31 protein-coding genes, 2 pseudogenes and 1 riboswitch are annotated in these 26,534 nt (G+C 28.9%); of the genes and pseudogenes, 1 reads left to right on the top strand and 32 read right to left on the bottom strand.

The genetic code is table 11. The features are described 5' to 3' along the window. Window positions 1-24: 24 nt before the first annotated feature. From H8R92_RS02450 to H8R92_RS02305, 30 genes and pseudogenes are all read right to left on the bottom strand, one after another. A complete protein-coding gene (locus H8R92_RS02450; RefSeq protein WP_022166556.1) occupies window positions 25-729 on the bottom strand; it encodes an amino acid ABC transporter ATP-binding protein in 705 nt (234 codons plus the stop codon). 12 nt (window positions 730-741) lie between these two features. Then, window positions 742-1,410: an amino acid ABC transporter permease gene (locus H8R92_RS02445; RefSeq protein ID WP_022166557.1), complete on the bottom strand. Its 669-nt coding sequence runs from the start codon at window positions 1,408-1,410 to the stop codon at window positions 742-744. Between the two features lie 21 nt (window positions 1,411-1,431). After that, on the bottom strand, window positions 1,432-2,196 hold the full coding sequence (locus H8R92_RS02440) for an amino acid ABC transporter substrate-binding protein (protein WP_186834628.1): 765 nt from the start codon (window positions 2,194-2,196) through the stop codon (window positions 1,432-1,434). A gap of 269 nt (window positions 2,197-2,465) precedes the next feature. Next, window positions 2,466-2,921, bottom strand: a complete 456-nt coding sequence (locus H8R92_RS02435) for an MOSC domain-containing protein (RefSeq protein ID WP_022166559.1) — start codon at window positions 2,919-2,921, stop codon at window positions 2,466-2,468. Between the two features lie 7 nt (window positions 2,922-2,928). Then, complete coding sequence (gene moaA / locus H8R92_RS02430; protein WP_186834610.1) at window positions 2,929-3,900, bottom strand: GTP 3',8-cyclase MoaA; 972 nt, start codon at window positions 3,898-3,900, stop codon at window positions 2,929-2,931. A 23-nt stretch (window positions 3,901-3,923) separates the two neighbouring features. Continuing rightward, a complete protein-coding gene (moaC, locus tag H8R92_RS02425) occupies window positions 3,924-4,400 on the bottom strand; it encodes a cyclic pyranopterin monophosphate synthase MoaC (RefSeq protein WP_186834609.1) in 477 nt (158 codons plus the stop codon). A 21-nt stretch (window positions 4,401-4,421) separates the two neighbouring features. Further along, window positions 4,422-5,441, bottom strand: coding sequence for a molybdopterin-binding protein (locus H8R92_RS02420; protein ID WP_186834627.1), 1,020 nt, complete (start codon window positions 5,439-5,441; stop codon window positions 4,422-4,424). Between the two features lie 33 nt (window positions 5,442-5,474). Then, window positions 5,475-5,966, bottom strand: a complete 492-nt coding sequence (locus H8R92_RS02415; protein WP_186834626.1) for a MogA/MoaB family molybdenum cofactor biosynthesis protein — start codon at window positions 5,964-5,966, stop codon at window positions 5,475-5,477. Between the two features lie 111 nt (window positions 5,967-6,077). Continuing rightward, window positions 6,078-6,512, bottom strand: a pseudogene (locus H8R92_RS02410) (molybdenum cofactor guanylyltransferase); the annotation flags it as partial. A gap of 40 nt (window positions 6,513-6,552) precedes the next feature. Then, complete coding sequence (locus H8R92_RS02405; protein ID WP_186834608.1) at window positions 6,553-7,758, bottom strand: molybdopterin molybdotransferase MoeA; 1,206 nt, start codon at window positions 7,756-7,758, stop codon at window positions 6,553-6,555. 178 nt (window positions 7,759-7,936) lie between these two features. Further along, window positions 7,937-8,070, bottom strand: a riboswitch (molybdenum cofactor riboswitch). Next, window positions 8,068-8,565: a molybdopterin-guanine dinucleotide biosynthesis protein B gene (gene mobB, locus H8R92_RS02400; protein WP_186834607.1), complete on the bottom strand. Its 498-nt coding sequence runs from the start codon at window positions 8,563-8,565 to the stop codon at window positions 8,068-8,070. Its footprint overlaps the riboswitch before it by 3 nt. A 141-nt stretch (window positions 8,566-8,706) precedes the next feature. After that, window positions 8,707-9,933, bottom strand: coding sequence for an NAD(P)/FAD-dependent oxidoreductase (locus tag H8R92_RS02395; protein ID WP_186834606.1), 1,227 nt, complete (start codon window positions 9,931-9,933; stop codon window positions 8,707-8,709). Beyond that, window positions 9,933-10,340, bottom strand: a complete 408-nt coding sequence (locus H8R92_RS02390; RefSeq protein ID WP_022166567.1) for a 4Fe-4S dicluster domain-containing protein — start codon at window positions 10,338-10,340, stop codon at window positions 9,933-9,935. The genes H8R92_RS02395 and H8R92_RS02390 overlap by 1 nt, the downstream gene beginning before the upstream one ends. Window positions 10,341-10,373: 33 nt before the next feature. After that, a complete protein-coding gene (locus H8R92_RS02385) occupies window positions 10,374-12,455 on the bottom strand; it encodes a molybdopterin oxidoreductase family protein (RefSeq protein ID WP_186834605.1) in 2,082 nt (693 codons plus the stop codon). Window positions 12,456-12,598: 143 nt separating this feature from the next. Next, entirely contained in the window at window positions 12,599-13,549 is a 951-nt protein-coding gene (locus H8R92_RS02380; RefSeq protein ID WP_022213005.1) for a TDT family transporter, read from the bottom strand. Window positions 13,550-13,586: 37 nt separating this feature from the next. Beyond that, window positions 13,587-14,567 carry a sulfite reductase subunit C gene (gene asrC, locus H8R92_RS02375; protein ID WP_022213006.1) on the bottom strand — a complete coding sequence of 327 codons (981 nt, stop codon included), beginning with the start codon at window positions 14,565-14,567 and terminating at the stop codon, window positions 13,587-13,589. 13 nt (window positions 14,568-14,580) lie between these two features. After that, window positions 14,581-15,372 carry an anaerobic sulfite reductase subunit AsrB gene (gene asrB / locus H8R92_RS02370; protein WP_022213007.1) on the bottom strand — a complete coding sequence of 264 codons (792 nt, stop codon included), beginning with the start codon at window positions 15,370-15,372 and terminating at the stop codon, window positions 14,581-14,583. Between the two features lies 1 nt (window position 15,373). After that, entirely contained in the window at window positions 15,374-16,381 is a 1,008-nt protein-coding gene (asrA, locus tag H8R92_RS02365; RefSeq protein ID WP_022213008.1) for an anaerobic sulfite reductase subunit AsrA, read from the bottom strand. A gap of 133 nt (window positions 16,382-16,514) precedes the next feature. Continuing rightward, window positions 16,515-17,204 (bottom strand): Crp/Fnr family transcriptional regulator, encoded by a 690-nt coding sequence (locus tag H8R92_RS02360; protein WP_022213009.1) that lies wholly within the window; start codon window positions 17,202-17,204, stop codon window positions 16,515-16,517. Between the two features lie 178 nt (window positions 17,205-17,382). After that, window positions 17,383-17,898, bottom strand: coding sequence for a DJ-1/PfpI family protein (locus H8R92_RS02355; protein ID WP_186834604.1), 516 nt, complete (start codon window positions 17,896-17,898; stop codon window positions 17,383-17,385). Window positions 17,899-17,926: 28 nt separating this feature from the next. Continuing rightward, window positions 17,927-18,490, bottom strand: a complete 564-nt coding sequence (locus H8R92_RS02350) for a class I SAM-dependent methyltransferase (protein WP_022213014.1) — start codon at window positions 18,488-18,490, stop codon at window positions 17,927-17,929. Window positions 18,491-18,510: 20 nt separating this feature from the next. Beyond that, entirely contained in the window at window positions 18,511-18,672 is a 162-nt protein-coding gene (locus H8R92_RS02345; RefSeq protein WP_022213015.1) for a hypothetical protein, read from the bottom strand. 24 nt (window positions 18,673-18,696) lie between these two features. Beyond that, window positions 18,697-19,125 (bottom strand): GNAT family N-acetyltransferase, encoded by a 429-nt coding sequence (locus H8R92_RS02340; RefSeq protein WP_022213016.1) that lies wholly within the window; start codon window positions 19,123-19,125, stop codon window positions 18,697-18,699. Window positions 19,126-19,238: 113 nt separating this feature from the next. Beyond that, a complete protein-coding gene (locus tag H8R92_RS02335; protein WP_022213017.1) occupies window positions 19,239-19,406 on the bottom strand; it encodes a hypothetical protein in 168 nt (55 codons plus the stop codon). A 24-nt stretch (window positions 19,407-19,430) separates the two neighbouring features. Further along, window positions 19,431-19,598, bottom strand: a complete 168-nt coding sequence (locus H8R92_RS02330; RefSeq protein WP_022166580.1) for a hypothetical protein — start codon at window positions 19,596-19,598, stop codon at window positions 19,431-19,433. Window positions 19,599-19,976: 378 nt separating this feature from the next. Further along, window positions 19,977-21,101, bottom strand: a pseudogene (locus tag H8R92_RS02325) (RNA-guided endonuclease InsQ/TnpB family protein). A gap of 644 nt (window positions 21,102-21,745) precedes the next feature. Further along, window positions 21,746-22,516 (bottom strand): diaminopimelate epimerase, encoded by a 771-nt coding sequence (dapF, locus tag H8R92_RS02320; protein WP_186834603.1) that lies wholly within the window; start codon window positions 22,514-22,516, stop codon window positions 21,746-21,748. A 30-nt stretch (window positions 22,517-22,546) separates the two neighbouring features. Next, on the bottom strand, window positions 22,547-23,074 hold the full coding sequence (locus tag H8R92_RS02315) for a GNAT family N-acetyltransferase (RefSeq protein WP_022166582.1): 528 nt from the start codon (window positions 23,072-23,074) through the stop codon (window positions 22,547-22,549). A 40-nt stretch (window positions 23,075-23,114) separates the two neighbouring features. Next, entirely contained in the window at window positions 23,115-23,570 is a 456-nt protein-coding gene (locus H8R92_RS02310; protein WP_186834602.1) for a GNAT family N-acetyltransferase, read from the bottom strand. A 152-nt stretch (window positions 23,571-23,722) separates the two neighbouring features. Next, window positions 23,723-25,159, bottom strand: a complete 1,437-nt coding sequence (locus H8R92_RS02305) for a deoxyguanosinetriphosphate triphosphohydrolase (RefSeq protein ID WP_186834601.1) — start codon at window positions 25,157-25,159, stop codon at window positions 23,723-23,725. 96 nt (window positions 25,160-25,255) lie between these two features. On the opposite strand from H8R92_RS02305, the gene H8R92_RS02300 reads away from it, so the two are divergent. Beyond that, window positions 25,256-25,468, top strand: coding sequence for a hypothetical protein (locus H8R92_RS02300; protein ID WP_186834600.1), 213 nt, complete (start codon window positions 25,256-25,258; stop codon window positions 25,466-25,468). A 194-nt stretch (window positions 25,469-25,662) separates the two neighbouring features. On the opposite strand, the gene H8R92_RS02295 is transcribed toward H8R92_RS02300, so the two are convergent. Together H8R92_RS02295 and H8R92_RS02290 are read right to left on the bottom strand one after the other, a co-directional pair. After that, window positions 25,663-25,842, bottom strand: coding sequence for a YjfB family protein (locus tag H8R92_RS02295; RefSeq protein ID WP_186834599.1), 180 nt, complete (start codon window positions 25,840-25,842; stop codon window positions 25,663-25,665). 193 nt (window positions 25,843-26,035) lie between these two features. After that, window positions 26,036-26,500 (bottom strand): DUF1648 domain-containing protein, encoded by a 465-nt coding sequence (locus tag H8R92_RS02290; RefSeq protein ID WP_186834598.1) that lies wholly within the window; start codon window positions 26,498-26,500, stop codon window positions 26,036-26,038. Window positions 26,501-26,534 lie beyond the last annotated feature (34 nt).

Here is a 26,534-nt window from a genome sequence, read left to right as displayed (position 1 = left end):
ATTACAACCTTACAGTTACAATAACTATGTTATAATAGTCTCTTTACTACTTCTATATATATGCCTCTCAACAATCTCTCCATTATCCATAGAAATTATTCTACTGGCCACTTTTTCTGCAAAGGTCATATCATGAGTTATTATCAGCATAGTCATTCCTTTTTTACGTAACATCTTGATTACATTAGCTACTTCCTCAGTAAGCTCAGGATCTAGTGCTGAAGTAGGTTCATCAAAACACATTAACTTAGGTTCCATAGCTAAAGCACGACCTATAGCTACTCTTTGCTTTTGACCACCTGATAACTGATGAGGATAACTATCCTCCTTTTCACTTAAGCCTAAAAAACTCAATATTTCTCGAGCTTCACTTTTAGATTGTTCCTTGCTTTTTTTAAGCACCCTCATAGGTCCTTCAATTATATTTTCAATGACAGATTTATGAGGAAATAGATTAAAATTTTGAAATACCATTCCTACATCTTTACTTATCTCCATCATAGATTTTTTATCTATGTATCTGCCATCATTACATAATACTCTCCCATTTACTTCAATATATCCACTATGACATCTTTCTAGCATATTTATTATTCTAAGAAGCGTTGTTTTTCCTCCTCCTGAAGGTCCAACCAACACAACTATTTCTTTTTCATCAATATCTAAATCTATTGACTTCAATACATCAAGATTACCAAAACTCTTTTTTATCTTCCTGAGCTTTAACATCTATCCTTCCCCCTAATTATAATATTCATATCTTTTCTCTATTTTTTCCATAATCTTAGATAATACTCCTATCAAGATTAAATATACTATACCAATTACTAGTAAGGGCATTAGTGATGAATCCCTATTGGCTGCAACCTTGCCAACTTTTAATAAATCACTTAATCCAATAACATATACAAGAGCAGTATCTTTTATTAAAGTTACTATTTCATTTGTTATTGGTGGAAGAACTCTCTTAAAAGCTTGAGGTAATACTATTCTAAAAAATATATCTGTATTAGACATACCTAAAACCTGTCCTGCTTCATACTGACCCTCATCTATAGAATCAATTCCTGCTCTAAATATCTCACCAAAGTAAGCTCCATAGTTTAATGTAAATGCTAATATAGCTGCTGGAAATCTCTCAATTACTATTCCTATACTTGGGATGGATAAGCCAAAGAAAATAAAAACTATCTGTAATAATAAAGGTGTTCCTCTCATTATTAAAACGTAAATTGATGTTATCTTATTTATTATCTTTATCTTTGATCGCCTTCCCATAGCAGTTACTATTCCTAATGGTATAGATAAAATCAAAGTTATGGCAAATATCTCTAAAGTAACCTTAAGTCCACTTATAACTTGAGGCATTAACATTACTATATTGCTTCCTAAGTTCCTTAAAAACTCCATTATGCTCTCCACTCTCTTTCTTTAATTATCTGTTATATCTTCCCCAAACCACTTTTGTGAAATCTCTGCCATTTTGCCATCTTTCTTCATTTCTTCAAAAGCATTATTAATTGCTTCAACAGTTTCAGCATCTCCTTTTCTAATGCCTACTCCATATTCTTCACTACCAAAATCTTCAGTTAAAACTTTAAATTTATCTTCACCTTTTAACTTTATATAATATTTCACTAAAATCTCATCAGCTACCACTGCATCTATCCTTCCTGCTTCTAAATCCATGAGAGCCTGATTATTATCTTCAAAGGTTATTGCTTCACCACCACTAAGGCTTTCATATAGCTCCGTATCTTTCTCCATAGCTTCAATAGCTGAAGACTCACTTTGTGCTCCAACTTTTTTACCTGATAAATCACTTTTAGCATTAATATCAGAATTTGCTAAAGTTACTATAACTTGCTTATTATTTAGATAAGCTTCTGAAAAGTTCACCTTTTCCTTTCTTTCTTCTGTAATTGTATATCCATTCCATATAAAATCTATATTCCCATTATTTAATTCTGATTCCTTCATTGACCAATCAATAGCTTGAAAAACAACTTTCTTACCTAATCTATCTCCTACTTCTTTTGCCAAATCCACATCAAATCCTACAATTTCACCACTTTCATTTTTAAATCCCATAGGTGCAAAAGCATCATCTAACCCAACAATTACTTCATTCTTATCCATAACACTTTTAATTTCCTTCTTATTACATGCTAAAAGCGTAAAACTTATACTCCCCATAATTATTCCTAATAAAATATTTTTTCTAATTCCTTTTATGCTCACGTTGAATTATCCCCCTATCACTTTATCTATTTACCACTTTATCATACTAAAGTAATAAAATCAAGTATTTTTCTATAACAAAAAAAGATAAATTCTTCTTAATATCTAATAACCTTATAATTTATCGTTATTATATACAAAAATAAGGATATGGCACTAAAAATTTTATATACAATATATTGTATATTTATTCTTAATACGACATCCTCATTTTCATTAATTAATTATAAAGATAATATCTTTTTACCACTATCTATTAAAGTACACTGATCTCCAACTTTAACTTTTCCACCTTTAAGAACTCTTGTAAATATTCCGTTCTTTGGCATTATACATTCTCCTACTTGATAGTATATTGCACATTTATCATGGCATTCTTTACCAATTTGTGTGACTTCTAATAATACCTCTCCCACTTGTAACTGTTGTCCTACTGGTAGTTTATGTAGTTCAATTCCATCTACAACTAAATTTTCTCCAAAAGCTCCAAAATCAACATTTCCACCTTTATTTCTAAAATCATCAATTTTTTCAAAAGCTAAAAGACTTACTTGTCTATGCCATTTTCCTGCGTGAGCATCTCCTTCAATACCAAATTCTTCAATGAAATTTGCTTCACTTACTTCATTTTTTAATGTTCCTTTATGTTTGCTTATACATATTGCTAATACTTTACTCATCTTATGTTTATCCTCCAATTTGATTCATAAATTTAATTTCTTTATGTTCACATTTTTCTAAAAATAAATGTTTTTCTGGTTTGTCATATATATTATGGTATATAACCTTTTTAAGTTCTTCATCACTTATGCCATCTCTCATAAGTTTTCTTAAATCAACACCATAATCAAAATGTAGACACTGCTTTAAAAATCCTTCTGGTGTAAGCCTTATTCTATTACAATCTTCACAGAAGCAATTACTCATTGCACTTATAAACCCTATTTTCCCTTTTGCTTCATTAAGTTTTACATAAGTAGCAGGTCCACCCATCTTACTTCTTTTTACTTCAATAACTTCTTTATAATGCTCTTTTATTGTAGCTAATATTTCTTCATTAGTTACACCTTTATAGTTTACAGCAATACCTATTGGCATTAACTCTATAAATCTCACATCTACAGCTTTATTTTTAGTCATATCTACAAAATCAATAATTTCATCTTTATTTATGTCATTTACCATTACAGTGTTTATTTTAACCTTTAAATTATACTCTAAGCATTTATCTATAGCCTTTAAAACACTGCTAAGCTCGCCTCTTCTTGTTAAAGTCTTAAATCTTTCTTTCTTTAGTGAATCTAAACTTATATTTACTCCCTTAAGACCATTCTTTGCTAAAGCTTCTACTTTATCATATAGCAAAATTCCATTAGTAGTCATATATATTTCTTCAATACCTGGAATACTATTTATTCTTCCTATAAGCTCTACTATTCCCGTTCTCACTAAAGGCTCTCCACCTGTAATCCTTATTTTCTTTATTCCAAGGCTAGCACTTTCTTTTACTATTCTATATATTTCATCATCTGTAAGCTTATTTTCCTTTTTTAAAAAAATATTATCCTTTTCTTCCATGCAATATACACATCTTAAATTACAGTTGTCAGTTACAGATACTCTTAAATAATCTATTTCTCTTCCAAACTTATCTTTCATTATGCTTTTAGGAGACTTCTTCCTTAAAAATTAAATTCTCCGCTCTTTCCTCCTGTCTTTTTAAGTAAATGCGTGCCTTCAATTACCATTCTCTTATCAACAGCTTTACACATATCATAAATAGTTAATGCTGTTACCATAGCTGCTGTTAATGCCTCCATTTCAACACCAGTCTTATCAACTATTTTTACAGTAGCCTTTATTCCTATATAACTTTCTTCCTTATTTATATCAAAATCTATATTACAGCTTGAAATCATCAGTGGATGGCACATAGGAATTAAATTAGAAGTTTGCTTACTAGCCATTATTCCAGCAACTCTTGCTACACCTAATACATCACCTTTACCTACCTGACCTTTTTCAATAAGTTCTAAAGTTTCTTCACTTACTTTTATTCTAGAAACAGCAATAGCCACTCTTTCTGTAGGAACTTTACTTCCTACATCCACCATTCTTGCATTTCCACTATTATCAAAATGAGTTAATTTATTATCCATAATTCCTCCTAAAACTTTAACTTATTTACCAAATGAGCAGTGTGGGAAAGTACATACTTTGCAGTCTAAACACAATCCTCCATGACCATACTCCGCAATATCTTCCATAGTAAGTCTTTCATCTGCTAAAACTCTTGGTAGTACTAAATCCAGCACTGTTCTCTTAGAATACATTGCACAACTTGGTACTCCAAGTATTGGAATGTCATTATAATATGCAAGAAGGAACATTGCCCCTGGAAGTATCGGTGAACCATATGTAACAAGTTCTCCTCCACAATCCTTTATTGCTGTTGGAGTAACATCATCTGGATCTACAGACATTCCTCCTGTACAAATAATCATATCTGCTTTATCTTCATTAACAGATTTTAATATCTCTTCCGTTATTCTTTCCTTATCATCAGGAAGTATTACTTGTTTTATTACTTCACTACCATAATACCCTAGTTTTTGTTTTATTACTGGCAAGAATGCATCTTTGATTCTTCCATAATAAACTTCATTACCAGTAGTTATAACTGCACATCTTTTTGTTTTGATTTCATCAACTCTGATTATCTTTTCTTTTATTAACTCTTCAGCTTCTATTATCTTATTTTCATCTATAATTAATGGAATTACTCTTGTAGCTCCAATCTTTTCACCTTTTCTTATTGGAGTATTGTTATGTAATGTAGAAACTATTATTTCACCTAGAGAATTTAATTTAAATAATTTCTCCTTATCTATCTTTAATACTCCATTTCTGTCAGCAAAGAAGTCTACTTTTCCTTCTTTTATTTCTTCTGATGTAGCTACTCCATCACCTACCACAAGATTTGATAATCTTATGGCTGCATCATTTTCATGAAGTTGACCTTCCTCTGGTTCCCATACATAAACATGATCTTTTCCTATAGATAGTAGTTTTTCTATATCTTCTTCCTTTATTATATGACCTTTCTTAAAAGCTCTGCCTTTAAACTCTCCTGGTATAATTTGTGTTACATCATGAGATAATACTGATCCTACTGCATCTTGTACTTTTATCATTTTCATCATAACGTTTTTCACTCTCCCTCTTCTTAAATATTATTTTCTAGCACATTCTCTCGCTTCACCTAATAATATATCTATTCCATGCTTAACATCATCTAAAACAAAATCTAAAGCCTCTTTGCATGCCTTAGGACTTCCTGGTAAATTAACTATAAGTGTATCTTTTCTTATTCCTGACACTGCTCTTGAAAGCATTGCTCTCTTAGTTATTTGTAAACTAAAATATCTTATTGCTTCAACAATTCCTGGTGCTTCTCTTTCTATAACATCCTTTGTTGCTTCTGGAGTTATATCTCTTTTAGAGAAACCAGTTCCCCCTGTACTTAATATTAAATTAACCTTTAATTCATCGCACATCTTTATCATTTCGTCTCTTAACATTTCTCTTTCATCAGGAAGAATTACCTGTTTAACAACAGTAAATCCATTAGCCTCAACTATTTCCTTTACTGTAGCTCCACTTTTGTCTTCTCTTTCTCCTGCATATCCCTTATCACTGCTTGTTATAATTGCTACTGTATACATATTATCTATTTCCTCCAATCTTTTATAATCATCAGGTGTATTTATATTAAAAAATTCTCCTTCTGTTAAACTTTTCTCATGTACTTCTTTATAATCTAAACTATATATAAGCTTTTGTAGCTTATTATCATCATTTTCTAAAGCCTTTTCTATTTTCCCTAGTATCTTCTTAGAATAAATTGAACATAAAGGCTGTAATCTATCATTTACTCTTGGTACTAAAACTTCATACTCATCTTTTACATTTGCTAAAAATTCTAGTGTATCTTTACTTATCAATGGCATATCACATGCCACACATAAGACTTTATCAGTATCTGAATAACTAAGTGCTGAATGAATTCCACTTAAAGGGCCATTTCCTACATAAATGTCACTTATCACATCAACATTAAAATCCCTATAGATCTCCTTATTATTTGCCACAATAACAACTTTTTTAAAATTCTTCCCTGCTTCAATAATATTCTCAATAAATGTTTTTTCCTTGTAGCTTAAAAGAGCCTTATTATTATAATTCATTCTGCTACTTTTCCCACCTGCCATAATTGCCAGTGTCTTATTTATCTTCAATGATTATGCACCTCTAAAATTTTATTATGTCTACCATTGTTCCTTGCGAAACTCCTGCATTCCCAGCCTCTAACTCTATGATACAATTTGAATTTAAAGTTGAACTTAAAATGCCATTACCACTTTTTACTTGCGTTATATATACACATTGTTTGCCATCCATATATTGAAGCTGTCCTCTTAAAAATCTTCTCTGTGGGCTTTTCTTATTAAAATCATTAAGAAGTACAGCTTTTTCTCTTTTTATTTCTATTTTGCTGCCTCCACTCATTCTTTCCAGAGATGTTCTTGCTAAAAGTTCAAAAGTAGTTAGTGCTGCTGTAGGATTACCTGAAAGACTTATAATTACTGTATTATTGTATTTGCTGCATAATACTGATGATCCTGGTTTAATTTTAATTTTCCAAAAAAGTTTCTCACCATCAATTTCATCAATGGCTTCATTTATTAAATCTTTATCTCCTACAGATGCACCACCTGTAGTTATGACAAAGTCAGCCATATTACATATTTCTTTTATGGTATTTCCTATGTCTGCATACTGATCATTAACATGCTTTATATTAATTACTTCATATCCTAATTCCTTGATTCTTGCTAAAATTGTATATTTATTACTATTAAAAATCTTTCCATAGCTAAGGTTTTGACCAACGTCTACTACTTCATCACCAGTACTTATAAAAGCTACTTTAGGCTTTTTATAAACTTTAATCATACTTATACCTGAACTAGCAATAATTCCAATATCAGCGTAATTCAACTTCTTTCCTTTTCCTACAAGGATTTGACCTTCCTTTATATCTTCACCTTTGAAACATATATTTTCATTTTTCTTTAATTGTTTCTTTAAAATTATGCTATTTTCTTTTACTTCTACATCCTCTTTTTTTATTACAGCATTTGCACCTTTAGGAATAGGTGCCCCTGTCATTATTTTAATAGCTACTCCTACTGTAACTTCCTTATTTGAAGATTCTCCAGCAAATACTTCATCAATTATCTGAAGCACTTTTCCTCTTTCATTTGTATCTTCATACATTACTGCATAACCATCCATTGCAGACTTATTGAATGGTGGATTATTTATCACTGAATATACATCTTCGGCAAGGACTTTATCTAAGGCATCAATAAGCTGAACTTCTTCCACTTCCAGTATTTTCACATTCTCATTCAATATTTCTATTGCTTCTTCTAGGCTTATAAATGATTTCATTATTAACCTCTTTTCTAAAATCTATTTAAAGTTATATTTCTATATAAAAAAGCTTATTGTCAAACAAATTAAGAATGACAATAAGCAAAATTCCATGAATTTTAATAAAAAATTAAAAATGAAAAATTTAAAATTAATTTACTAAAAATTAATTCTTAATTCTTAATTCTTATTTTTTACATTTCTTGCCTATTTTCCTTCCCAAAATGTGGAGACAGCCTCTTTTCAAAGACTACCCTGTGAATTAAATTCAGGTATAAAATCCATATATATAAATACTTAGGACTTTTATACTCTAGAAAATATCAATTATATTTTAAATTCTTTCTCTTTTTCAATTAAATCAGCCAAAGCTTTAAAATCTTCCTTAGGAATTACTTTGACATCATCCATGTGTATATCTATATCACTGGCTATAGCAATCAATTTTTCTTTTGGTGTTATTATTTTTTCACTTAAGCCATCTCTATACACTTCTATCTTTCTAAGATTACTTTTCTTATAGCCTTCTACTAAAATAATATCTTTGTCACTGGCCATTTCTATAATCTCTTGTAACTCTGTTTCTTTATTCAGTTCTTTTATAATTGCAATCCTGTTTTTTGAAGAAATTATTACAGTTTCAGAACCAGCTTTCCTATGCTTGTATGTATCTTTTCCTTTTTTGTCTATATCAAATCCATGAATATCATGCTTTATAGTGGCAATGCTTAATCCACGACTTTTTAATTCTTTTATAAGTCCTTCCATAATATAAGTTTTTCCTACATTACTTCCATAACCTATTATGTTTATCACTTTAGCCATAACACCCTCATAAAAATTTAAACTTTAAAATGAAAAATATATTTGCATTAACATGAGATTACAATATATGTTCCCTCATGTCAATGCTTTATTTAGACAAATATCAACAAATCAATTTTTCATCTTTAATTAATTATACTATTATTTATAACTAAATTCAAAATTTTTCTCAATATTAAAGAAATCAGCATAATCTATATCAAATAAACTCTTAGTAACCTTTGATACATCTATCTTTTCTTTTATAAGCTGAGTAAGTACTCCTGCATAATCAAGATCACCTTGAATCAAAGCTCCATAAATCTTTCCATCTTTATGTATTATCTTCTTATATCCTTTTTCATCATTTTTAACTTCTACTATATAAGTTTCATCTTCTGGTTCAACTGCTCCTAAAGACATTGTAGCAATTCCTACAAAGTTCATTGTATTTTTACTTCCAAAGAAATCTGTCATTATCATTTCTTTTCCTAACATGTTGTTAGCAGCTATTATACCTTCTTTTACAGCTGTTGGCCATATAGGATTTCTTCCAGTTACATCACCAGCACCATAAATATTATCTATATTAGTTTTACCCTTTTCATCTATAAGTAATCCAAATCTATCACATTCTACATTGCTATTTTCTAAAAATGCTATATTAGATCGTACTCCTGTAGCAACTATAACAAGTTCACATGGAACATCTTCACCATTATTTAATGATAATGATACTGGATTGTTATTTTCATCTACATTAAGTTTTACTGCGCTTACACCTAATTTTAAGTTTACACCTTTTTCTTCAAACTTATTTTTATAAACATTTGAAGTATATTCATCTAATTGTAGTGGAAGTACTTTATTGCTCATTTCCACTAATGAAATATTAACACCTGAATCTAAAAGTCCACTTAAGGCATCTATACCTACAAGTCCAGCTCCAAGCACTACAACATTTTTAACTTTTGCAGCTTGCTCTTTTATAACTACTGCATCTTCAAGATTTCTTAAACCAACAACGTTGTTTGATGTTCTTAAGCCCTCTACTGGTGGTATGAAAGCAGAAGCACCACTACATATCATAAGTTTATCATAAGCTAATGTTTCACCATTACTTAATGATAATGTTTGCTCTACATCATTAACTGAAGTTATTTCTATGCCTTTTTTCCAGTTTATATTATACTTTTCAAAGAAATCTTTTCCTGTGAAGTTTAATGCTTCAACATCTCTATGATTTGAAATATAGTGATGAAGTATACATCTTGAATATACATGTTCATCCTTAGAAACTAATACTACTTCTGCATCATTATCTAATTCTCTTAAAGTCTTTGCTCCACTTATACCAGCTGCTGAGGCTCCTATAACTACATATCTCATTACTTATTAACCTCCTCAAAAGTAATTGCTCCCATTGGACATTTTTCAACACATTGTGGTGAACCTGCATGTTTACAATGGTCACATTTCATTATTTGTTTATTAGTTCTACTGTCTGCTTTTAATACTCCATAAGGACATGCCATTATGCACATATAACAACTTGCACATTTAGTTTTATCATATGTTACTTCTCCAGTTTCCTTATCTTTACTCATAGCACCTGACATACATGTAAATACACATTCTGGTTTATCACAATGTCTACAAAATATAGGGGCATATTTTTTATTACTATCTATTGTTATTCTGCTTCTTGTATCTTCTGAACTATGTGAAACTATACATGCAGTTGTACATGTAAGGCATCCAACACATTTTGATCTATCAATTTTAATTCTCTTCATCTTTAGAACTCCTTAATTATTTATACTTCATAACTACTTAATAATGTTTACTGCAACTGTTTTGTATGATGGTTCTTTTGAATATGGATCATATAATGAAGGTGTTAAGCTATTTGTTTCAATATAGTGCATTGGAGCATATAAATGTTCTTTTTTAACTGTATCTGAATACACAACATTAAACTCACTTGTAACACCATTTTGTGATACTATCTTAACTCTTTCATGTTCCGATATATTTAATTCTTTGGCTAATTGAGGGTTCATTAAAACATATGATTCTTTGCTATATATTTTGTTAGCTTCTATTTCTCTTGATCTAACTTGAGTATGCCATTGTCCAACTGTTCCTCTACCTGAATTCAATATATAAGGGAATTTTTCAGATGTCACTATTGGATTTTCAGCTATATCTTCAAAAATAAATTTAACTTTCTTAGATGGTGTGTAGTAATTTCCATCTTCATAAAGTCTTCTTTGGTCTTCTACTAAAACATCCCCTTCTCTAAATGGCCATTGAACGCCTCTTGAACCAGACATTTCTGCTCCTTCTAACATTTCATATGTAACACCAGTTATATCACAAGGCATTCCTTTTGAACATTTTTTTAATAACTCAAATACATCTCTTGGAGTCTTCCAATTATCTAAAAGACTTCCCATTCCCAATGCTTGTCCTATTCCGTATAATATTTCAAAATCAGATTTTTCTCCTTCTTCTTTAGGTATAATAGGATTCATCTTAGATAATCTACGTTCAGTATTTATGAATACTCCTTCTTTCTTTATACCTGGAACTGATGGTAAAAATAAATCTGCTAGTTCTGCAGTATGTGTATCTTCATATATATCTTGTACAACTAAGAAATCTAAGTTCTCAGCAGCTTTTCTAAATTCTTCATTATTAGCCCATGAATGTCTTGGATTTGTACATACTACCCATAATCCTTTTATTTCACCTGAAATAGCTCTTTCTATTATTTGATTGTATGGAATTGTTGGTTTTGTGGCTAATACACTTTCATCAACACCTAAAGCTTCTGCTACTGCTTTTCTTCTTACTGGATTATCGAAATCTCCACCACCATAAAGTCCAGCTGTATTACTAAATACTCTTGATCCCATAGCATTGCTTTGTCCAGTTAAAGAGTTTGCTCCTGTTCCTGGTCTTCCAATATTTCCAGTCATTACAGCTAAGTTAATTATTGCTTGAGCTGTTCTTACTGCTTGATAACCTTGATTAACACCCATTGTCCACCAGAATGATACCTTTTTACCATTATGTATTATTTCTGCTAATTCAAGTACTCTTTCTGCTGAAATTCCTGTTTCTTCTTCAACATTTTCTAAAGTAAATTTAGCAGCATGACCTTTAAACTCTTCAAATCCTTCTGAATGCTTTTCAATATAATCTACATCTATCCAATTCTTTTCAATTAATACATTTGCTAATGTATATAAAAGTACTAAATCTGCTTTTGGTTTAATGTCTACCCATATATCTGAATTTATTGCTGTTTCAGATTTTCTTGGGTCTATTGTAATTATCTTAGCAGTTGTATTTTTTCTTACTCTTCCCCAGAATACAGGATGAGCTATAACTGGATTTGCTCCAATAAATATTATTGTATCTGAAAGTTCAGCATCATTTAATGTGTATGGAGGCGCATCAAAACCAAAGCTTTGCTTATGAGCAACAACTGATGTAGCCATACAAAGTCTTGTATTACCATCTCCATTTATTTTCATATAGTTTCTACCTACATGACCTAAAAGTGCCATATCTTCAGTTGGAATTTGACCTGTACTTATGAAAGCAACACTTTCTTTTCCGTACTTTTCTTGAATTGCAGTCATTTTTTCTGCAAAAGTTTTAAACCCTTCTTCCCATGAAATTTCTTTCATATTTCCATTTTCATCTTTTAATAATGGAGTTTTTCTTGCTTTTATCTTAGTTTGTTGCTTGTCTAAGTTTAATCCTTTTATACAGCAGAATCCTTGATTTACTGGGTAATCTACCGTTGGAGAAACTTTTTCAATTTTTCCATTTTCAACATAAAAATCTAAGTTACATGCAAGTGCACATAAATTACAAGTAGATTGAATCTTTTTCATTAATACCATCCTCACTTTTTAAATTTATAATTGATAATTTGTAATGGATAATTGATAATTAATGTTAAAATTAAGTATAATTTTACAAAAAAGTATTTCTAGTGAAAGAAACTCCCTAAGGAGTTTCTACATTGAAATTATCATTAACCATTATTTTTATAGCTTTTAACTAGCATTCTTGCAAAGTTATAAAGTACAAAACCAATAATAGCTGTTGTTATATAGATTTGTATTCCAGATATTTCTTTTACTATACTACCAAAACTTTCATTTCCTTGTGCTATTAAAAATGCTGACATTTTTGTTGAAGCAACAATTCCTATTGCCATAGGGAATGTAAGTCCTGCAAATCCTGGATTAAAAGTAAATCCAAAGAATTTTGGCATTTTATATAAAATAAATAAGAAAGAACAAAATGCTAATGCATATAAAGCATAGACAACTATCTTATTTGGTTTTTCAATAAAGTTTAAATAACTAACTAAGCAAAGGCTTGAAGGTGCAAGTAATATAGCTTGTGTATGATACATAGCATCTTTTATTGAATGCTTTGCTAATCTGTAAACCATAAATGGCATTATTATACATAATATAATTATACCATAATATACTATTACCTTGCCTATAGCTGGCTCATTCATAACTCCACCAACTACAGTTGCAACCATTATTCCGTTATAAGTAACGAACCAACTTGGTATAAAAGTATCTCTATTTATGCCTTTAAATACATTCATAAATGTAAATATACATATGTGTATTGCATGTAATATAAGCCCTAATAACCATAATCCTTTACCTATGCTTTGATTATAAGTAAATATATAACTTCCTATTATCATAGTTATCATTGTTAATCCTGCATAAAGACTAGCTGGAACAGTATTTCTATACTCAGATTTAACAGTATCAAAATGAAATACTATTTTTCCTAAATATGATAATAATATTAATATAGCTGACCACATAGTAACATGTTTTATCCAAGTAAATCCTAATCCTTGATATACATTAGAAAGTGTTGCTGCCCCTACCATTGTAGGTACTATTGCTATTGGCATATTTTTAAGTTTGTTTTTAAAATTTTTCTCCATTATAGCTTTCTCCTTTGTTAAAGTAAATTTATATATATTATTGGTTATCTATAGAATTATAATGAATCCCACCCCAATAAACATTTTCTTTAACTATAGCCTTTTCTCCTAATTTTACACCATCTAAAGCCCACTTTTTAAACTCATGGAACCCAACTCTATCAACTATGTAACCTACGTGTTCTTTTCCTCCTGGTGCATCTTTTGCTATATATTCTTTTGTGAATTTATAAGTATTTGATATTATTTTTATAATGCTTTCTTCATCAGCCCAAATAATAAAATCTTGCCCTAATCTTGGATTTTTCTTTCCTGTTCTACCCATTATAGTAAGTTTATAATACTTTTCTTTACTTCTTGTAAATGCTCTTGTAGGACATTTTTCCACACACACACCACAACCTATACATTTTTCAGTATTTCTTACAATTTTATAATTTTCAGAACTTAAAGCACCGACAGATAACTTCTTACAAGCTTTTAAACACGCTTGACAATTTATACATCTACTTTCGTCATATTGCGGTTCTGTCATACCTATAATACCAAAATCATGCATTCTTACCTTTGCACAATCATTAGGACATCCTGTTAATGCTATTTTTACATGAAGGTCATTTGGGAATATTACCTTTTCTATTTTCTTAGCAAAATCAGATGTTTTATAATTAGCAAATGGACATACTGCATTTCCTATACAAGCAGAAACATTTCTAGTACCAGCTGCTGAATACCCAGTACCTGGATCTTCTTGATTTATTTCCAATTTATCAATTATAGGTTGAAGCATTTCATTTACTGCATCAATATGCTCAAATTTAATTCCTAATATTTCAAAACCTTGTCTTGAAGTGATATGAACTTTTCCATTACCGTATTTTTCAGATATTTCTTGAATTTTTCCTAAAAGTTCAGCATCTAAATGTCCCCCTGGAACTCTTACTCTTGATGCTGTAATTCCTCTTTCCTTAGTTATTCTAAATGCATTTTTTTTAAGCTTTTTAGTATTTATATCCACAGATTTGCTCCTCCTAATCAACTAAATTTTTAGCCTTAGTATAGTTAAATACTGGTCCATCAAGGCAGATATAAGTATCATCCATCTTACAGTGACCACACTTTCCTAAGCCACAGCACATTTTTCTTTCATAAGATACCCAAATATTTTCTTCTGCTACCCCTCTTTTAAGAATTTCTGCCACTGTAAATTTCATCATTATTGGAGGTCCAACAACTACAAACGCTGTATTTTTTATATCTTTTATCTCTAGCTCTGGTATATATTTAGTAACTAATCCAGTATTTCCTTTATATCCTTCTTCAGCCTTATCTACTGTTAAAGTTACATTTATACTTTTTTCCCATTCCTTAATATCATCTTTAAATAAAATATCATCAATTGATTTAAATCCACATATTAAATTAGTGTGTACTGCTTCAGAAGTATTTTTAGCAAAGTAATCAACAACTGCTTTTACAGGTGAAAGTCCAGTTCCTCCTGCTACTATAGTAACTTCCTTACCCTTATAATCGTTAACATCAAATCCATTTCCGTAAGGTCCTCTTAAAAACAGTTTATTTCCTACATAATTAGTGAATATTTCGTTAGTAACCTTTCCAACTTTACGAATTGTAAGATCAACTGTTCCTTCACCAATACCACTTACAGATATAGGAGCTTCTCCAAAAGTAGGTATTGATACTTCAAAAAATTGTCCTGGCTTAACATCTCCATCATAAGTCATACGGAACGTATATTCAATATCTGTATGTTTAATTATTTCCTTTATTTCAGAAATAAATGGCATATATTCATTATTCATCTTATTCCACCTCTTTTACAGCATCTTCAAGCTTATTTATGCAATTTGAGAAAGATATGTATTCTGGACATACATCATCACAACGTCCGCACCCTACACACATATTGTACCCAAATCTTTTCTTATAATCATAAACCTTATGCATTACTTTAAATCTCATACGTTCTCCATTAGGTTTTCTAAAAGTAATTCCTCCGGCCATATCAGTATATCCATCAACCATACATGACGCCCATACTCTACGTCTTTCACCTGAATTCTTATTTTCTTTATATGTTATATCCTGCATAGTGAAGCATGTACATGTTGGACATACAAAGTTACAACGTCCACAAGCTATACATCTGCTTGTATATTCGTCCCAAACCTTTGAATTGAACACTTTACCAGATAAATTCTCAGGTATATTTACATTAACTTTATTACTTTCTACATATTTTGGTGTAACTTCACAAGTAACATTTCCTTCTTTTTCAATTAAAGATGCAAGCTCATCCCACTTACAATCAAAATATGTATAATCTCCATCAACATCTATGTATGCATCATAATTATCGCTTTTATTACTATGCATATCTACACAGAAGCAATTATCAAATGTATGGCTACATCCCATAAGTATGAATCTTGTATTTTCTCTTAATCTCTTATAGTAGAAATCTTCCGGTCCATTATTTAAATATATTTGATCCATACGTTTTAACCCATGTAAATCACAGCTTCTTAAAAAGATTATAGCTCCTTTTTTTGGTCCTTCTGGAACAACTGCATTGTCTTCTGTAAAATAGAATAAAGTTTCTGAAATAGGTAAAAGAATTTCCTTAAATGAATATTCTGATTTTTTATCAAACACTATTTCCTCTATTTCAGATATTTCTCCATATCTTATAGTATCAGTATCTGAAAATCTTCCATCACCTTCAAATACTTTTGGGGCATATATTAAATAATCTTTAGATAACTGTCTTAAAATATTATTTACATTTTCCGTTATAACCTTGTAGCCCATCTTAACACTCCTTTTTCTTTATTAACATCAATTTCTTGTTGATAAATGTTTTTTTAACAATTTTGTTAAAAATTAAACAACTATTCCATGAATTAATTATATGTTAATATAAAAATAAACACCGTGATATTTATCACGATGTTTTAAAAAATTCTGAAATTTTATTCAAATCATAAATTAAAATATTTTTGTCTTTATAAAAAATAAGCTTTTTATCCTGTAATAATTTTAATGCCCTTGACACTGTTTCCCTTTGGCTTCCTAATAAATCTGCTAAATAAGTTACTGTTAAATTCATCTTTATTAATATGCCTTCCTGAGTTTTAACGCCATAATCACGACCTAATTTATAAATTTTTGCTGCTAATTTTTTTTCTATTTTTATAGATGGCGGAGTATTCTTCAGTTGTCTATACATCCTTCTAGTTTTCATAGAAAGTGAAATTATTATATTCTTACATAGCTCAAAGTCATACTTCATTATCTCAAGAAGTTTATTTTTATTAATCTTCAAAAGCTCAGCATTCTCAAAAGCCCTACAATTTATTGATGCAGGAAGTTCTTTTATAATAACTTCATTTACTACTTTTCCTTCACCTAAAATAAATATCACTTTTTTTTGCCCATTTTCATTTAGTTTATAAAGAGATACAGTTCCACTAATAACTATATAAATATCTGTTACTTCTTCTTTATCATAAAAAACAATGGTATCTTTACTATACTTGCGTATTTCTCCTTGCTCTAAAATTATTTCTATAGTTTCATCACAGACATTATTAAAAATCTCTAATGCCTTCATATCTTTTGTTACTTTAATCATTTTTTCTACACCTTAATTTCCTAAGATTGAATTTTTCACAATTATAACATAAAGCCGTTATTAATTTAACATATTTTTTTATTTTTATTCTTATATATTTATTATTTCCAATATTATATTTAAGCATATAATATTTTCACATTAATTTTCTCCATAACTATTATCCATATTTTGCATCTTACTGAACTCTTTTATGAAATTTCCAAAAATCTATGGTTTCCTTTAAATCGACTTCATCTTTAAATAAATTTAATTCCTTTGCAACTTCAATGGCAAAATCCACATATGCATTAGCTCTTGCTGTAATTACTTTTTTATCATTATAAATATCAGTATCCTCTGAATGAGTTGATTTAGTATCTTTTAATACTCCTGTATTTTCTAGTACGTCCACCCCTGCACAAATAGCTGCTACAATTATTTCTTTTTTCACTAAATCTTTGATAAGTTCATATACCTCTTCATTACATATAATCTTTATATCTCCACCTGGAATAATCAAACTCTTTATATTATCTATTTCTACATCTTTTAATGCCATATCTACATTAACTGAATAACCTTCCATACAAGTTATAGCACTTCCATTTAGTGAACAAATAACTACATCTTGACCTGTAAATTTCATAAAGTAATTTAATATCACTATTTCATAAAAGCAACAATCATCATATACCAGAAAAACATTCTTCATAATCTTCTCCTTAAAATATTTTATATATCTACTCTTTATATGCATCAATAATAATTGAAACCATTCCTAAACTACCATTATTATTTCTAGTATCAAATCTTAATGATCTGCCAATTATACCATCGTCTGGACTCCAATAATTAAAATGAAATCTACCATTTTCATCACAATACTCAAGCAAATCCACTTTAAACCCTATTCTTTCAAAAATTTCAATTAAAGTTCTATAGTCGTAAAAAACTTTATGGCTATAGGCAGGATGATTTATATCTCCTGTCCCTCCTGGTTTGCACATATTATGATACCATTCATTTTTAAAATTAATGTCTGGAACAGCTACTCTAATATACCCACCTTGCTTCAAAAATTTATATATATTTTTTCCTGCCTCTGCTCCTTCTTCATAACTTAAATGTTCAAAAACATGTTCAGCTAAAAAGGCATCAGCTGACTCTTCCTTACCAAATAATTTATAATAATCCTCAATATTTAGCAGATTTAATTCTTCTTCTTGTGTTGCTATCCACCCTTCATATGAAGTATTACCTGCTCCAATAATAACTCGTTTTATAAAATTCTTTTCCTTACTCATCACTCTTTACCCTTTATTATTTATGGTAATATCTCATTCTTTTTGTTATTTACCATATATAAATAACCTAATGAAATTAAAGCTATATTAGCAGCATACGCCACCATCATCCTTATTCCTCCAGATAACAATGCAGCTATACCACTAAAGACTATTACTAAGATTGCTAATTTTTTATTCATATTACTAATTCCTCCTATATATATTTATTTAATTAACTTTTTAAGATAATATCTTTTATGCTTCTTTGGACATTCATCTAAAACACCAAATACTTCATATCCATGCTTAATATAAAAATCCTTTGCTTGAAAATCAAAAGTATCCAAATGAATCAAATGACATCCTTTTTCTATTGCAATATTTTCAATTTCTTTTAATAACTTTGATCCTAATCCATCTTTTCTATAACCTTCTTCAACCCATAAAACATCTATATATAAGCAGTTCCAACAATACATTTTGGCAAGTATTCCAGCAATGATATTACCTTTAACATCTTCTACAACTCTATCTATATTTAAAAAGTCAATTTCTTGTGTACTTGCTACTTTGGATAAATTGTATTCTACTAATTTATCAATAACAAAATCTGCTTCTTCATTACTACATTCTCTTATATCATAATCTTTCATCACTATTATCCTTTTTCTCTCATATACTTGTTTACAGTCTTTTAGTAAAATAATGACGCTTTCCTTCTAATGGATATTCTTCTAAAACAAACTTTTCTTTATATCCATGTTTTTTATAAAATTCTGGTGCTTGCTAAAAGTTCATCATTGTCATCTTTTAAATAAACACCTAAGTCTTGAGGATTTTTATCTTCTAGTCTTGCCAAATTATATTCTAATAATCCTTGGAAAATAATTTCTTTATCTTTTGCATTAATTTTATCAGTAACCTTAAATTCCATTTAAACACTACCCTTACTTTCAAACTAATAATATTTTGCAAAATAATAAATTACATATACCCAGCTAAGCAAACCATGTATAATTGCCCATCCAATTGATTTCCATGCAGTATAAGATATTACCATAGCTAAGCATGTCCCAAATGAAATTCCACTTTTCACTGCACTATTTCTCTTACTATTATCTACCATCCCTTTCACCTCACAAAATTATATTACTCTTTCAATAAACAAAACATTCTATTATGCTTTACAGAAACTCCCCTCAAGGAGTTTCCTCCTTCATTTTTAATTCTTAATTCTTCATTTTTCATTTACTTAAGGTCTTCAATAAGTTCTCCATTTAAAATTCCTTCAGCTATTTGTCTAACTTCTCCAGTCATTCTTACATTAAAGTCATCATCAATCTCAATTGTAAGCTCTGGTGCTAAAAATATACTTAAATGTGTATATTTTTATTTATTCACTACTTCGTTGTGTCCTATTTTGCCTAAGCTACTTTAGTTTGTATAACACTCCATAGCATCTAAGGATACACCAAAATCCCTAAGACCAAAGCCTCTCAACATTTTAGGCTCTAGAATAATTACTTAAATTAATACTTGCATTATAATCTCTATCTATTTCTAAACCACATTTATCACATTTATAATTTCTATCATTAAGTTTTAAATCTTTTTTATAAATCCACAACATGAACAAGTTTTACTTGATGGATAAAATCTATCTACTTGAATAAATTCAATTCCATTAAATTCACATTTATATTTAATTTGTCTCATAAACTCATAAAATCCTTGTTCTGCTATTGCCTTAGATAAATGCTTATTCTTCATCATTCCACTAACATTTAAATCTTCTATTACAATTCTATATGGGTAATGCTTTATTATTTTATTAGTAGTTTGATGTATATAATTATTTCTTATATTAGATAACTTTCTATAAATTTGCTTCACTTGTTTTTCTAATTTAATAATATTATTAGTTTTAACAAATTTACTTCCTTGTTTATTATCTTCATATTTTCTGCTAATACTACGTTGCAAGTGTTTTAATTTACTTTTTAAATTTTTAATTCTTTTTGTTTTGTTTATATTTTTAAATACATCATCATTGGAACAAGTAGCTAAATCTTTTACCCCTAAATCTATTCCTATTGATAAATCTTCATTTAAAGCAGTTTGGTTTTCTTCTACTTCAACACTAAAACTTAAAACCCAACACCTTCCATTATAACTACAGTAAGGGTTACTATACTTACAGTTTTTAGGAATACTATAATTAGTTTTAAATCTTACTTTTCCTATCTTTTCAATGTTGCACATATCATCTGTGAAATATAAACTATCACATCTAACATAAAAAGATTGTTTTGATTTTCTTTTAGTTTTAAATTTAGGATACTTTAAATTGTTTATTAAAGAAACTTTTAAATGCCTTATCTAAATTTCTAATAGATTCTTGTGTTACCTTACTAGAAACTTCATTTAGCCATTTAAACTTTTCTTCTTTCTTTAGCTTAGTAAATTCTTTTCTTATATTTGCTATTGAATATTTTTCATTATTATTATATTTTTCATTACACTTATTCAAAGCCCAATTATAAGCAAATCTGCTACAACCACTACTTTTTAACATTAATACTTCTTGTTCTTCTGTTGGTAATAATCTTATTTTTATTGACTGTTTCACTTTTTCACCTCCTTCCATATATCCATATTTTAGTTATACCACTGTTATAACTTCTTTATTCTTATGATATATTCCCTTTTAAGAGGTGACATTGTATTTTAATAAATAGTATTTTTTAATTAAAAATATATAAATTATTCATTCTTAGAAATTTTCATCATCGTTATTTGAATAAATAAAAATATATACAGTTAGCATATTTTTAGCATGTTCAATATGGTTCGTTACTCCATACCAGTTCTCTTATGAACTTCTTATGCTTTCACATAAGCACAGACTATATCACCACCTTTTTAAAAGGTGCTACCCACTTCCATCCACTTAGATGTACTTCCTTTACGGAATAGTCGTTGAAGTTTCCTCTATTGGAGGCTTACCTGCTGATTATCCATTGTATAAGCACTTAGGATTTAACCTTATGCCATCTAACTAATTTTTTCTACTTTCGTAACCTTCACGCTTAACTTTATTTCATGTTTACGTTGTGGTTTAGTTAGCTTTAGGAACTTCCAGCAATTCAAGTAGTTTTGGATAGGTATTTCCTATCACTCCATGCTCTTTATAAACATGGGGAGCTTTTTATATTAAAAATATATTAAACACATTTGTTCACAACTAAACATATTTGTATATATTTTTAACAACTAAATAGTTGCTCCTCCAAGCATTTTAATTTTCACCTTATTATCAATAAGATTTCTTTTTCTTAAAACACAAGCTACTGCACAAGAAGAAGTTCCTGATGCTAAAGTAAATTCTGCTCCTCTTTCCCAAATAAGAATTTCTGCTTCATTTCTTGAAATAACCTTAGCAAATTGAACATTAATTCTGTTAGGAAACATTTCATGATGTTCTAAGTATCTACCATATTCTTTAATTTCATCTATACTTAATTGTTCCTTTAAAACAACACAATGAGGATTTCCCATAGATACGCAGTTAACTTCAAATTCTTTTCCATTTGCCATTAGTTTTTTACCTATGGCTTCTTCAGAATCAAATCTTGTTGGAATTTCCTTTGCGTTAAATATTGCTTGTCCCATATCTACTGTGATTAGTTTAGCTTTTCCAGCCTCAGTAACTTCAACAATATCAGCATTAACTAATCCACCTTTAGTTTCAACAGTAAACTGTCTATTTTCTGTAAAGTTATAATCATAAATATACTTGCAAAATATTCTTAATCCATTACCACTCTTTTCAGCTTCTGAGCCATCTGGATTATATATTTTAAGACCAAAATCTGCTTTATCTGATGGAACTTTTAAAAGAATTCCATCAGAACCTATTCCAAAATTAACATTACAAATCCTTTTTATAGCCTTTTCTGTTAATTGAAAACTGATATTATCACTATCTAAAACTATATATTCATTTCCTAATCCATGTGTTTTTACAAAAGTATTTTCTTTCATTTTTTCTTCCCCTTTTATTTATGCTTATTGCTATTTATTTAAATTAATCCAATATCTTTGAACTATTTCATCTTCTTCATTTACTTCATTTTCTAATACCCCACCTTGGCTTTTAATGGTACTAGCAGAAGCTATATTTTCTTTATCACAGGTGATTAGCACTTTATCTAATCCCATTTCTCTGCATTTTCCTAAGGCTTGTCCTAACATTTCTTTTGCATAACCTTTTCTTCTTTCACTTTTTCTAATGCTATAGCCAATATGTCCACCAAAATTAAATAAATATTCATTTAGCTTATGCCTTATATCTATCATTCCTAGCAATTTGTCATCTTCTACCCTTACAGCTAAATAAGTAGATGATGGAACAAAGCCTTGCCTTACTGTTTCTTCAAATGAATTATCAACTATTGCCTTCAACCATTCTTCAAAGTTTTCAGCTTTTCCTAAGCCTGCTGTACCATGTAAAATTTCATTATTATTATCAAATTCATCTTTATATTCTAAAACTTGTTCTCTAAAATTTTCACTAACTTCAACTAATTTTAAAATTCCCATCTTATACCCCTTTTCTTATTTCAAATTCTATAATGTTAAATTATTTTCTTATCATCCTATAAAATTCACCTTCTCCAATTGTAGTAGTTTTCCTTAATTTCTTCTCAATTACAAAACCAGCTTTCTTATAACAATTAATAGCTCTTTTATTCCATGTTCTAACTTCCAAATATAATGGCTTCAGAGGATATAATTCTTTAGAAATTTTATAAGCTGTATCTAAGATCATCCTCCCATACCCCTGGTTACAGTACTGTGGGTTTACACCAATGCCTATAAACACTTTATTTTCTTCCTCAAAAATATTAGTAAAACCAACTAAAGTTTCCCCATCATAATAAGAGTAAAAATTCTTTTTTATTGCTGGATTACAAAAACTCTGCTTATTTTGCAATAGCTCCTCATATGGTGAAAAATTATAGATAGCATACTCATCAGGATACTGCCAATTACATATTTCTTTTTTATCACTTTCTGTAGTCAAATTATATTTCACTCTCTCACCTTACTTTATATCTCTTTTATGTTATATATTAACATATTACTGTGGTATTTTACAAAAAAAATCAGCAACTGGCTATGTTACTGATTTTAACTTTATTCTTTATCTAATTCATTTATCACTGTCTATTCAAAATTTATAACTATCTAGGCCTTCACCCCATTTATTTCCTCATATAAATAAGCTGCATAAGAATCTGTCATGCCACATATAAAATCCGTTACTAATAATAATCTTGAATATTCTTCACTGCATTCTTTTTGTTCAATATTATTTTCACATACAAACCTATAATTTTTTGAAATAAGTGAATAAAGCTTCCCATCATAACCTTTATAAGGTTTAACTTCTTTATTAAGTGCTGCTGGTACAAAGATATCTAAAAGATTATGAATTATATTATAGCCAACTATTTCATTTGCCACTATTTTTTCATTGGTATATACATATTCTTTTGATATACTTCTTAAAAATAAAGATATCTTATTAGCTTTTGAGTTGCTTATTAAATCACCTTCATAAACTCCATCCATAATTTCATCATAAGAATTAATAAACTCTTCAATAACTGAATCTTTTAAATATCTATTAAGCTTAATAATAAATGATTTTAATGCATATTCTCCTGGATCTTCATATCCATATTCCTCTTTTGCTATATTATAATTTTTAGAAAGATAAAATGATAAGCTTTCTTCTAGTGTTTTTTCTTCATATCCCTCTTCTTTAATAAATTCTTCATATTTCATTTTAAAAATATCATGTGTTATTATCTTTTTATTAAATGCATCTTCCAAATCCCCTAAAAGATATGCTATATCATCAGCTGCTTCTAAAATATATACAAGAGGATTTCTACACTTCCATATATCAGTATCTTCCGCTATTTCTTTAAATATCTTTTCCTCTGCTTTATAATATCCAATCTTTTTTAAATTACTATTTTCTTTATCTAAAGATGAAATAGGATATTTTATTATTGCACTTAATACACCTGTTGTTAAGTTCATGCCATATCTATCAATAACAAAATGTAATTTTGTTAATATTCTAAGTCCTTGAGCATTACCTTCAAAGTTTAATAAATCTAAAGCTTCTTGTTTATCTAAATTAAAATCATATTTATCATACTTAAAATTATAGCTTCCATCTTCATTTTTACATAATTTATTTTTAAACCACTCTCTAATGGCTACCTCTCCAAAATGACCAAAAGGTGGGTTTCCCAAATCATGTATTAGTCCTGCACATGCTAAAATATTACTTATATCTTCAACCATGGATATGGTTACCTTTTCCTCATAATTTATGGTTTTTTTCACTAACCTACTACCTATACTAATACCTAATGACTTTCCTATAGATGAAACTTCTAATGAATGGGTAAGCCTGGTTCTTACGAAGTCAAGCTTTTCTAAGGGAAATACTTGTGCTTTATCTTGAAGTCTTCTAAAAGATGCACTAAAAAGAATTCGATCATAATCATTTTCAAACTCATCCCTACAATCTGAACTCTTCTTATTGATTTTATAATCTCTTATTCTTTTCTTATTTAAAATTTTTTCCCATTTAAATTTGCTCATTTTTAACCTCACCAATACTTTAACTTATATAATAGTTTTTCAATTTAACTTTTTTCTTATGCAAAAATTTCTTCTTTAACATAGGTCATATATATTATGAAAAAAATAAGAGTTCCAGCTATTGAAGTACCTGTACATATAGCTGCTGTGCTAAAATATTCATTTTCATTGATCAAATTTAATATAAAAGGAATAACTCCTATAAATATAGATAAAAGAAACCACCATTTAGATATAGACATTTTACTCTTTGCTTTAGTCAGCTATGTATCTATATTTAAAATATGCTTATTAGGTAAAAGCCAATGATTTTTTCTTTTTACTTCTTTTAATTTACCATTGTACTTACAAATCAGCTTATAATAAATATAGTAAAATAATGCAAACCATAAAAACCATCCAATTAACAGCCATACGGTTTTTATAAACATCAAATATAACTCTTTTGACAAGTATAAATAACATAATAACAAAAAACTGTGACATTAAATGCCACAGTTTAGTTAAACATATTTATCTAAATTTAATCCTTTTCCAGGCTCAACTGCCATAGTTTTAGCCATTTCTAATAAATTATTAGAAGTTTCTTCACCAGTATTCATCTGCATTTTCAGCAAAGCTATTGACGCTGCGGTATTTACTGCATTTTGACTCATCCCAATTGATAATGCTGCTATATCCATATTATTCCTCCTATTATATTATTCATCTTAATTATCGTACAAAAACAAAATAGTATTAAATTTATTTGGCTTTGTTTTAAAATAGTGTTGAAATTAGCATAACATAATAGGACGTCCATTGGACATCCTATTTGAATCGTATAATATTAAGATTGTTTATCTAAATATACTGGACATATTAGAATTTCAAAAACTATTTAACCCTATATAACTTCAAAATCCAATAAAGTAAATTACCAAATATAACCAAAAGAGATATAGGTGTAAACCATGCAGATAATTCAAATGACAATGCTGTCTGTACTGTAAGATATGCAAACACGCACACCATTATAAATTTTATTGTGCTTACAAGATGGAGTAAGGTAGAATAAACTCTTTCTATATTTTCTTCTGTAACTTTAACTCCTGTATTCCATGCTTCTGGAAATTTTTCAATGATTGTCATAAAAACATACATAATCCATGTAATAATGGGTAAAATAAGTATTTCTAATTTTGAACCCCACCTATCAATATTCCCAGCAAAATCATAGTGCATAGGTACTTTATCAGGAATTTTTGACCAAGTTAATATAAGAAATAAAATTGTGCTAACTAAAATTATCAAGCATAAGCCATTCAATATAATGTCAAATTTTCCTCTTTGAAATTTCAATATATTTGCCCCCTTGTTAATCCCTATTCCTCTC

Source organism: Clostridium lentum (assembly GCF_014287815.1).
In the GTDB taxonomy this organism is placed as follows: domain Bacteria; phylum Bacillota; class Clostridia; order Clostridiales; family Clostridiaceae; genus Clostridium; species Clostridium lentum.
This window is presented reverse-complemented; position numbering and strand designations above follow the sequence as displayed.

Bases quoted from the DNA above. Each gene is read 5' to 3' on its own strand.
- H8R92_RS02345 (WP_022213015.1), bottom strand. From the start codon at position 18,672: ATGAATAAAAAATTAGCAATCTTAGTAATAGTCTTTAGTGGTATAGCT.
- H8R92_RS02405 (WP_186834608.1), bottom strand. From the start codon at position 7,758: ATGAAATCATTTATAAGCCTAGAAGAAGCAATAGAAATATTGAATGAG.
- moaC (WP_186834609.1), bottom strand. From the start codon at position 4,400: ATGGATAATAAATTAACTCATTTTGATAATAGTGGAAATGCAAGAATG.
- H8R92_RS02300 (WP_186834600.1), top strand. From the start codon at position 25,256: ATGAAAAAAATAAGAGTTCCAGCTATTGAAGTACCTGTACATATAGCT.
- H8R92_RS02385 (WP_186834605.1), bottom strand. From the start codon at position 12,455: ATGAAAAAGATTCAATCTACTTGTAATTTATGTGCACTTGCATGTAAC.
- H8R92_RS02305 (WP_186834601.1), bottom strand. From the start codon at position 25,159: ATGAGCAAATTTAAATGGGAAAAAATTTTAAATAAGAAAAGAATAAGA.
- H8R92_RS02380 (WP_022213005.1), bottom strand. From the start codon at position 13,549: ATGGAGAAAAATTTTAAAAACAAACTTAAAAATATGCCAATAGCAATA.
- H8R92_RS02340 (WP_022213016.1), bottom strand. From the start codon at position 19,125: ATGAAAGATTATGATATAAGAGAATGTAGTAATGAAGAAGCAGATTTT.
- H8R92_RS02440 (WP_186834628.1), bottom strand. From the start codon at position 2,196: ATGGGGAGTATAAGTTTTACGCTTTTAGCATGTAATAAGAAGGAAATT.
- dapF (WP_186834603.1), bottom strand. From the start codon at position 22,516: ATGAAAGAAAATACTTTTGTAAAAACACATGGATTAGGAAATGAATAT.
- asrB (WP_022213007.1), bottom strand. From the start codon at position 15,372: ATGAATAATGAATATATGCCATTTATTTCTGAAATAAAGGAAATAATT.
- H8R92_RS02415 (WP_186834626.1), bottom strand. From the start codon at position 5,966: ATGTATACAGTAGCAATTATAACAAGCAGTGATAAGGGATATGCAGGA.
- mobB (WP_186834607.1), bottom strand. From the start codon at position 8,565: ATGGCTAAAGTGATAAACATAATAGGTTATGGAAGTAATGTAGGAAAA.
- H8R92_RS02335 (WP_022213017.1), bottom strand. From the start codon at position 19,406: ATGGAATTTAAGGTTACTGATAAAATTAATGCAAAAGATAAAGAAATT.
- H8R92_RS02445 (WP_022166557.1), bottom strand. From the start codon at position 1,410: ATGGAGTTTTTAAGGAACTTAGGAAGCAATATAGTAATGTTAATGCCT.
- H8R92_RS02450 (WP_022166556.1), bottom strand. From the start codon at position 729: ATGTTAAAGCTCAGGAAGATAAAAAAGAGTTTTGGTAATCTTGATGTA.
- asrA (WP_022213008.1), bottom strand. From the start codon at position 16,381: ATGGGCTACAAGGTTATAACGGAAAATGTAAATAATATTTTAAGACAG.
- H8R92_RS02390 (WP_022166567.1), bottom strand. From the start codon at position 10,340: ATGAAGAGAATTAAAATTGATAGATCAAAATGTGTTGGATGCCTTACA.
- H8R92_RS02435 (WP_022166559.1), bottom strand. From the start codon at position 2,921: ATGAGTAAAGTATTAGCAATATGTATAAGCAAACATAAAGGAACATTA.
- H8R92_RS02295 (WP_186834599.1), bottom strand. From the start codon at position 25,842: ATGGATATAGCAGCATTATCAATTGGGATGAGTCAAAATGCAGTAAAT.
- H8R92_RS02355 (WP_186834604.1), bottom strand. From the start codon at position 17,898: ATGAAGAATGTTTTTCTGGTATATGATGATTGTTGCTTTTATGAAATA.
- H8R92_RS02315 (WP_022166582.1), bottom strand. From the start codon at position 23,074: ATGGGAATTTTAAAATTAGTTGAAGTTAGTGAAAATTTTAGAGAACAA.
- H8R92_RS02350 (WP_022213014.1), bottom strand. From the start codon at position 18,490: ATGAGTAAGGAAAAGAATTTTATAAAACGAGTTATTATTGGAGCAGGT.
- H8R92_RS02420 (WP_186834627.1), bottom strand. From the start codon at position 5,441: ATGAAAATGATAAAAGTACAAGATGCAGTAGGATCAGTATTATCTCAT.
- H8R92_RS02395 (WP_186834606.1), bottom strand. From the start codon at position 9,933: ATGAGATATGTAGTTATAGGAGCCTCAGCAGCTGGTATAAGTGGAGCA.
- moaA (WP_186834610.1), bottom strand. From the start codon at position 3,900: ATGAAAGATAAGTTTGGAAGAGAAATAGATTATTTAAGAGTATCTGTA.
- H8R92_RS02360 (WP_022213009.1), bottom strand. From the start codon at position 17,204: ATGATTAAAGTAACAAAAGATATGAAGGCATTAGAGATTTTTAATAAT.
- H8R92_RS02330 (WP_022166580.1), bottom strand. From the start codon at position 19,598: ATGGTAGATAATAGTAAGAGAAATAGTGCAGTGAAAAGTGGAATTTCA.